General features: G+C 27.6%; 2 protein-coding genes. One reads left to right on the top strand and one right to left on the bottom strand.

The window, feature by feature from the left end; translation table 11 throughout:
- Window positions 1-325 precede the first annotated feature (325 nt).
- Entirely contained in the window at window positions 326-811 is a 486-nt protein-coding gene (gene tpx, locus EJJ37_RS19715) for a thiol peroxidase (protein WP_133017123.1), read from the top strand.
- A 114-nt stretch (window positions 812-925) separates the two neighbouring features.
- Here the strand turns inward: tpx and EJJ37_RS19710 are convergent.
- Window positions 926-1,350 (bottom strand): peptidoglycan-binding domain-containing protein (locus tag EJJ37_RS19710; RefSeq protein WP_193553948.1); only part of this gene is annotated, 425 nt, incomplete at its 5' end.

Below are 1,350 nucleotides of genomic sequence, written 5' to 3'. Positions count from 1 at the left end.
AAGTACTGCTTAACAACTTTTATTTTAATTTCAGGTAACACCTTCAATTTTCTTCCCATTAAAAATACTCCCTCCATAGAAACAGTTTTATTATTTTAACTGTCTACTATAAAGGGAGCATATCATTGAATAGCTAGCATTTAATAATTAATTTATAAATTTAAAAATATCATTTAGATGAAAAATTTGTAAAATTAACAAGAGTAATAATTTACAAATAAAAATAAAATATGGTATAATGTAATAAAAAAATACAAAAAAAACACAAATAATAATAATAAAATTTTATATTATTATTTGTGTTTTAATAAGGAGGAATTTAAAAATGAATGTAAAATTTAATGGAAATCCTGTTACTTTAGTTGGAGAATGTGTTAAAGTAGGCGATAATGCTCCAGATTTCTTAGTTGTAGATAATGATTTAAATAATGTTAAGTTAAGTAATACAACTGGAAAAAGAATTTTCTTAGCAGTACCATCTATCGATACTCCAGTATGTGATATTGAAGTTAGAAAATTTAATGAAGAAGCAGCAAAATTAAAAGATGTTACAATATATGTAGTATCTATGGATTTACCATTTGCACAATCAAGATGGTGTGGAAATGCTGGTATTGTAAATGTAAAAACTGTATCAGATTATAAGCAAAAGAACTTTGGAAAGAACTATGGAACATTAGTAGAAGAATTAGGTTTATTAGCTAGAGCAGTATTTGTTGTAGATGAAAACAATAAGGTTATATATGTTGAATATTGCGAAGATATAGTAAATGAACCAAACTATGAAAAAGTTTTAGAAGCTGTAAAATAATTTTTTAAAATTAAAGATAAAAGAGTACAGGGCTGTCTTAGGGACAGTAGATAGATTTGTATTTTACACAAATCCATCTACTGTCCCGAGCACTTAATCCCTAGCCTTTAATAATTATAAATTTAATAATTTTCTCCAAGTATTTTGACCAACAATTCCATCTATTGAAAGCCCTCTAGTCTTTTGAAACTCTCTTACTGCAGAATAAGTACCACTACCAAAGATTCCATCTACTCCATTAGTATTATATCCAAGTGAAACAAGTTTTTCTTGAAGTAACTTAGTTATATTGCCACTTGCACCTTTTCTAAGTGTAGGACATCCAGCTAATGTTGCTGGTCCAGCTATGCCATCAACATTTTGTTTGCTGAAACCTTGGTTATTACATTCTTGTTGTAATCTTCTTACCCAATCATCACCTTTAATTGTTGTCGTAGATTGAGTTTGAGATGTAGATGATGTATTTATATCATCTACTTGATCACTAATTATATGATTATCTAATGCATCTACTATAGCTTTTGCAATTGCTTTATATC

Origin of the sequence: Clostridium cuniculi, assembly GCF_004353185.1 — a bacterium.
Lineage (GTDB): Bacteria > Bacillota > Clostridia > Clostridiales > Clostridiaceae > Clostridium > Clostridium cuniculi.
The sequence above is the reverse complement of the archived record's forward strand: the minus strand, read 5'-3'. Positions and strand labels throughout refer to the sequence as shown.

Excerpts from the sequence above, each read along its gene's own strand:
- tpx (WP_133017123.1), top strand. The coding sequence starts at position 326 with ATGAATGTAAAATTTAATGGAAATCCTGTTACTTTAGTTGGAGAATGT.